The sequence below is a fragment of the Pseudoalteromonas sp. TB25 genome (assembly GCF_000497995.1).
Classification (GTDB): domain Bacteria; phylum Pseudomonadota; class Gammaproteobacteria; order Enterobacterales; family Alteromonadaceae; genus Pseudoalteromonas; species Pseudoalteromonas distincta.
The window spans coordinates 1-6,259 of sequence record NZ_AUTI01000223.1 but is presented as its reverse complement, the minus strand read 5'-3'; the positions used below and the strand labels follow the sequence as shown (position 1 = coordinate 6,259).

The window sequence follows — 6,259 nt, the reverse complement described above, 5'->3', positions numbered from 1 at the left end:
TAAGTGGCGTCCCCAAGGGGATTCGAACCCCTGTTACCGCCGTGAAAGGGCGGTGTCCTAGGCCTCTAGACGATGGGGACACATAAATGTGTCACTAGGACAACTGAATTTTTAGACTCGTTTCAGGCGAGCTTTCTTAATAACACTTCACTTCCCTATTAAAAAATAAGTAAGTGGCGTCCCCAAGGGGATTCGAACCCCTGTTACCGCCGTGAAAGGGCGGTGTCCTAGGCCTCTAGACGATGGGGACACATAAATGTGTCACTAGGACAGTTGATAAGTTTAACTCACATCATGAGCTTTAAGGTAATTGCGTTTAATACAAGTAAAGACTCGAGCTTTAATTGTGACGCTATTTTCTCGGTAAAACCGCCTTTAACTAATAAAAGTTAAGTGGCGTCCCCAAGGGGATTCGAACCCCTGTTACCGCCGTGAAAGGGCGGTGTCCTAGGCCTCTAGACGATGGGGACACAGAAAACTGCTACCCTAGGACAAAACACTAATTTTTGGTGGAGCCATGCGGGATCGAACCGCAGACCTCTTCACTGCCAGCGAAGCGCTCTCCCAGCTGAGCTATGGCCCCAACTTAATCAATACCCGCCGTGATAAACACATCGTGTATCGCTTAGTGCGGGGCGCATTCTATGCACCACCCAAAATAAAGTCAACAGTTTTTTACCTAGCTTTATTTAAATGGTTTAATTTTCAACAAACTGGCTATCAAGCGTGCTAAAAAATACAATTTGAATAAGATTCTAGCCCTACTGCTTATAATAACATCACTATATTGCAGCGAATACTTAACAACACCCTACTCCCCTATTTAATGCAACAAAATTGCATCAAAGCAAAGGTATACATTTATATGCAAATTAAACTTATCTATAAACTACCAATTAAGGCCCCGCCAATCGCCTTAATCTTTTAAAAGTTACAATTGCTTATAATAACCAAAACTTAAATGTGGGTTTGAGAGTACCCGCAGCCTTTACTTGCTTAATAACCAGCGTAACTCGTACTAAAAAATTCGATTATTGTTTGAAGAGCATTTTTAAAAGAGCACTGTTGCTTCGTAATTCTATGTATAAAACTTCAAGGCGCGTTGATCTTTGGTGGGTGAAGCGGAAGCTTTGCTCGGCTTTTACTTGGCCCACTAGGTTACAAACCTCGCGCCGCGATTTAATCGTCCCTAGATTGAACAAATTTGAATCCACAAAGGTCAACACGCCCTAGTTATATGTGATCTATTTAGTCTTAACCCGAAGCTAGTAGCGAGGAATACGTATTTACGAGATGGCTAGGTTGGCTTATAAAAATAAAGTAAGTACAAAAATAGAGTTTAGAATGCTGAAATAGCATTTATTTTGGGAAGTTTAGATTAAATTCATTTTTAAAGGACCACTCTATTCACTAAATAACTCGCCCTAATATTAATCGATCTTGCTCATAATCATAAAAACGACTCCAGTAAAAAAACAATGAGTATCGTAAAACTAAATTTAAGGTTAATAAAATACAATTCCCTACTCACTTTTAGGTGCTTAATTGAACTGCAATATCAAATTTGATGATAAAATAGACTTCAACCATATCCTATTGTTTATAAAACCTTCATTCAGCACATTTTTATCATTCAAGTGTTGACACATTTCCAACTCTATCTATAATAGCGCCCCACAACAACGCAGCAATGCAATGTTGTTTAGATGTGGGTGATTAGCTCAGTTGGGAGAGCATCGCCCTTACAAGGCGAGGGTCACTGGTTCAAGTCCAGTATCACCCACCACTTTTTAGTTAAAGTGTTCACATCTAAATTCTATATGGGTCATAAGCTCAGTTAGAAAATAGAGAGCATTACCGCTACTAACAAGTAACGGCAAAGTTCACTGGTTAAAGTCCAGTACTATTTATTTAATAGTAGCGTTTTAAATTATATGTGGGTGATTAGCTCAGTTGGGAGAGCATCGCCCTTACAAGGCGAGGGTCACTGGTTCAAGTCCAGTATCACCCACCACATATAAAACCTATTACTATATTAATAGTCGTGTTTTAAAATTGTAATATGGGTCGTTAGCTCAGTTACAAGAAAAGAGAGCATCACCGCCTTTTATAAAAGATGGCGAGGTTCACTGGTTAAAGTCCAGTACTATCTATATCGGTAGTAGCATGTAATATGGGTCGTTAGCTCAGTTGGGAGAGCATCGCCCTTACAAGGCGAGGGTCACTGGTTCAAGTCCAGTACGACCCACCATTTTTTAAATGGTGCATATTACAAAAAATCTAAATGGGTCGTTAGCTCAGTTAGAAAAAGAGAGCATAACCGCTATTTACAAGTAACGGCGAGGTTCACTGGTTAAAGTCCAGTACTATTTATTTTAATAGTAGCGTTTTAATTTATATGTGGGTGATTAGCTCAGTTGGGAGAGCATCGCCCTTACAAGGCGAGGGTCACTGGTTCAAGTCCAGTATCACCCACCACATATAAACCTATTATTATATCAATAGTCGCGTTTTAAAATTTAATATGGGTCGTTAGCTCAGTTGGGAGAGCATCGCCCTTACAAGGCGAGGGTCACTGGTTCAAGTCCAGTACGACCCACCATTCCTAGAATGGTGCATATTAAAATGTAATTTGGGTGATTAGCTCAGTTGGGAGAGCATCGCCCTTACAAGGCGAGGGTCACTGGTTCAAGTCCAGTATCACCCACCAAATTACATCAAGCGGTTAATTGATAATAAAGAATTAAATAACAGGCATACCTATTATATGTGGGTGATTAGCTCAGTTGGGAGAGCATCGCCCTTACAAGGCGAGGGTCACTGGTTCAAGTCCAGTATCACCCACCACATATAAATACCATCAGATAACTTCTCTAGTAATAACTCTTTCTTTTCATATTAAATACATTTAAGAACTTTATAAAAACTCAATATAAAAATCGTATGTAATTAACTTAGCCGTAAGAAAAAGAGCATCACTACCCTTTACAAATAATGGCGAGGGTCACTGGTATCAAGCCAAGTAATCACCCACCACATATAAATACCATTAAACAATTTCTCTAGTAATAACTTTTTCCCATATTAAATACGTTTAACTCCTCTTTTTACCTTAAATATATTTCATATTTTTATTAAAATCTAAATTTCCATATCAAAGCACTCATCAAATATAGCGTTTCCATTTTACTTATTTGGTTTTTAATTATGTTATTCGGCTCAGTACTTTCGTAGTTAGATAAACGTATTAGGCAAAGTTAAGTACCTAATAAATACAGCTATCATTTAAATTCCCTTGTAAGGAGTTAAACTGTTGATTATAGTCTGTGTTAAATACAATTACGCTTAAGCCAATGCCAACTAAGATCTATTCAAAAGCAAAAATACTTATAGTAGAGGAGCAGCCACTTGCTCAAAGCTATATGAAACAATCGTTAGAAAGGCTTGGCTTTCGGCAGTTGCGCTTTGCTGATCATGCAAACTCTGCAAAAGAGCAGTGTTTAAGTGAAGAATTTGATCTAATAGTTTGCTCATTCAACTTAAACAAACACCAAGATGGCTACCAGCTTTATGAAGAGCTACGTGTAAAGCAGCTCATAAAAAGTTCGACTGGCTTTATTTTTATCTCAGCAGAAACAAGTGGCTCACTCGTTCATAGTGTTCTTGAGCTGCAGCCAGATGACTTTTTAGTTAAGCCTTTTACAGTACAAGAGCTTAAAACACGCATTGAACGAATCTTAAAGCGTAAACACGACTTACAAACAGTGTATTCATTAATTGATGATGGTAACGATTCAAAAGCTATTAAATTTATTGATACCGCTCTGGATAAAAAAAATAATAATTACAGTCCTATCCTACTTCGCTTAAAAGGCGATGCCCTACTTCGCTTAAAGCGTGCTCAAGATGCAAAAGACTTTTTTAAGTCTGTTCTCGATATTCAAAAATTTGCTTGGGCAAAAGTAGGTTTAGTAGAGGCACTTATAGCGAATAACGAACATATTTTGGCGCAGCGAATGCTCAAGACAATGTTAGAGCGCCAAGAAACTCGTTTAGTAGCCCTTGATTTGTTGGGCAGATTAGAAATAAAGCTAAATCAGTTTGAGCTAGCACAAAGCTTTTTAAGTCAAGCAGCAGACATTGCACCGCGAAACATCACACGCCAAAAATCGTTAAGTAATGTGTCGCTAATTAATCACGACTACGAAAAAAGCTATTTAACTCAAAAAGATATAGCCTCCTTTGCAAAGCACTCAATACACGACCACCCCGATGTATATTTGAATGCAGCACGTGCCGGTATCGACTTTGCGTTAACGACTGATCAAACTGATCAAATTCAACGAATTTCTAGACAAACAAATCAGTACATTAATGATTTAAAAAAACAGTTTCCTAATAATGCAAATCAAGCTCAAATTGATGTACTTAATGCACGACTTCATTACTTAAAAGACGAGCATCAAAAAGCGAAAAAACTAATTGAGCAGCTTGATGACGACGATACTCATATCCGATCGGTTGATGGAGCACTTGATAAAGCAAAAGCATTTCATGAACTGGGGTTTCATCAGAAGGCGCAAACCTTATTCACACAAATAATTAGCCACTGTGAAAGACACCCTGCAGTTAGCGACACAACTTACTTGCGTTATATTCAGCAGCAACAAAGTGAGCGACGCGATATTAAAATGGGTCCAAAAGAGCTTAATAACCATGCCGTTAATCAATTTAATAAAGGGCAGTTAAATACTGCGCTGGAAGCTTTTACGCAAGCGTTTAGAGTCATGCCTCGCAATCAGAGTATTGCACTTAATTTATTACAGTGCCTATTTGATTCAACCAAGCAATCTGGCAGCTCATTTAATATGGATCTTGCTAGAAGATGCTACGCCCTTCTTGATAAAACTAAATTACAAGCAGATCAGACGCAGCGTTTAGATAAGATTTTGCATATAGCAAAAGAAATGAATTTAGATATTCAAAGCGCTAGTAAATAAAATATTAGAGCTTTTTCATTGCTGCAGCATTAACGCAATAACGTAAACCTGTTGGTAATGGTCCATCTGGAAAAATATGGCCTAAGTGCGAATCGCACACGTTACAAACCACCTCTATGCGCTCCATACCATGACTTGTATCGTTTACATAACCAATCGCTTCAATTGTCGCAGGTTGCGTAAATGACGGCCAACCAGTACCACTATCAAACTTTTCATCGGCATCAAACAATAGGTTATCACAGCAAATACACACATACTTGCCAGGTTCGAGTAATGTACAACTACCCGAGCTATCTGGGCGCTCTGTTCCTTTCTTACGTGTTACGTAATATTCATCTTCTGATAGTTGCATCCGCCACTGCTCGTCAGTTTTGACTACTTTTTTACTTGGGGTAGGATTGCCGTTAGTGGCAAAGTTAATAACATCATTCCACTTCAACATAATAGCCTCATTGAATAGTTGATTAACCGTACTTAATAAATTTATAAGAAGTACGGTCAATTATTACGTTATTTAATACACTAAAGATCAGCTAAAGAGTGTTGACCGTTTAAAACTAAAACTCGTTCAATTTTAAAGGTAATCTCCTCAGCTAAAGGTAATATTTTGTTTTTCTGAGTCGGTAAGTATTCGTTTAATAAAACTATCTAGCTCTGCTTTTTTTACAGGTAAACTAACACTCATTTGGCGCTCGTTATTACTATAAATTATTAGCTCATCATCCTTTGTCGTTATGCGTTCAATACTCTCAATAACTAACCAATCTGGACCATGCTTTTTATCAAAAAATCCCATCAAACTAAAAAGTAGTAAATGTTGGGCATCTCGCTGAATAAAATCCTCTAGCCTGTTTCTTGATTTAAATAAGGGCGTTAGCCTATAAACGCTTGAGCAAAAAACAAATACCCACAACCCAAATAGCGCTTTAAACCACATAAACTCTAAAAGCTCAGTGCTAATCATTAAAATAATAAGCACTAACCCTATTAACGATATAGCTATCGCTATTTTTTTATTTACAGCGTCCACAACTAATCCCTTTTAAGTCGCTTTTTTTCTTCTGATGCTTTTTCTGTCGGCTCAGGCCAATCATTAAAAAAAACGGTTAAATAACGGCTTTTCACCAAATACCACAATACCCATAAAACAATCATCATTTGTACTGCTAAAAATGATGAAAATCGATAATGGCTATGCGCGGCTTGAATACTTAACCATGTTAAATCAACAACAGCACATACAATAAGGGGCCAGC

4 protein-coding genes and 11 tRNA genes are annotated in these 6,259 nt (G+C 37.9%); 8 read left to right on the top strand and 7 right to left on the bottom strand.

Annotated features, from left to right (window positions below):
• Positions 1-4: 4 nt before the first annotated feature.
• From L652_RS0106330 to L652_RS0106315, 4 genes are all read right to left on the bottom strand, one after another.
• Positions 5-80, bottom strand: a tRNA-Glu gene (locus tag L652_RS0106330).
• 94 nt (positions 81-174) lie between these two features.
• A tRNA-Glu gene (locus tag L652_RS0106325) sits at positions 175-250 on the bottom strand.
• Between the two features lie 144 nt (positions 251-394).
• Positions 395-470: transfer RNA gene (locus L652_RS0106320), tRNA-Glu, on the bottom strand.
• Positions 471-507: 37 nt separating this feature from the next.
• Positions 508-583 (bottom strand) — tRNA-Ala (locus L652_RS0106315).
• A gap of 1,127 nt (positions 584-1,710) precedes the next feature.
• Between L652_RS0106315 and L652_RS0106310 the strand changes: the two genes are divergently transcribed.
• The 8 genes from L652_RS0106310 (at position 1,711) to L652_RS0106275 (ending at position 5,000) form a co-directional block, all read left to right on the top strand.
• A tRNA-Val gene (locus tag L652_RS0106310) sits at positions 1,711-1,786 on the top strand.
• A gap of 152 nt (positions 1,787-1,938) precedes the next feature.
• Positions 1,939-2,014, top strand: a tRNA-Val gene (locus L652_RS0106305).
• 161 nt (positions 2,015-2,175) lie between these two features.
• Positions 2,176-2,251: transfer RNA gene (locus L652_RS0106300), tRNA-Val, on the top strand.
• A gap of 151 nt (positions 2,252-2,402) precedes the next feature.
• Positions 2,403-2,478, top strand: a tRNA-Val gene (locus L652_RS0106295).
• 48 nt (positions 2,479-2,526) lie between these two features.
• Positions 2,527-2,602, top strand: a tRNA-Val gene (locus L652_RS0106290).
• Between the two features lie 32 nt (positions 2,603-2,634).
• Positions 2,635-2,710: transfer RNA gene (locus L652_RS0106285), tRNA-Val, on the top strand.
• A gap of 61 nt (positions 2,711-2,771) precedes the next feature.
• Positions 2,772-2,847 (top strand) — tRNA-Val (locus L652_RS0106280).
• 506 nt (positions 2,848-3,353) lie between these two features.
• Positions 3,354-5,000 (top strand): response regulator, encoded by a 1,647-nt coding sequence (locus L652_RS0106275; RefSeq protein ID WP_029753297.1) that lies wholly within the window; start codon positions 3,354-3,356, stop codon positions 4,998-5,000.
• 4 nt (positions 5,001-5,004) lie between these two features.
• Here L652_RS0106275 and msrB read toward each other — a convergent pair whose 3' ends face one another.
• The 3 genes from msrB to L652_RS0106260 form a co-directional block, all read right to left on the bottom strand.
• The gene (gene msrB / locus L652_RS0106270; protein WP_002958586.1) at positions 5,005-5,445 is read right to left on the bottom strand and encodes a peptide-methionine (R)-S-oxide reductase MsrB; all 441 of its coding nucleotides are present in this window, start codon (positions 5,443-5,445) and stop codon (positions 5,005-5,007) included.
• Positions 5,446-5,592: 147 nt separating this feature from the next.
• Positions 5,593-6,033 carry a hypothetical protein gene (locus L652_RS0106265; protein WP_024596815.1) on the bottom strand — a complete coding sequence of 147 codons (441 nt, stop codon included), beginning with the start codon at positions 6,031-6,033 and terminating at the stop codon, positions 5,593-5,595.
• Between the two features lie 2 nt (positions 6,034-6,035).
• Positions 6,036-6,259 (bottom strand): DUF2919 family protein (locus L652_RS0106260; RefSeq protein ID WP_024603371.1); only part of this gene is annotated, 224 nt, incomplete at its 5' end.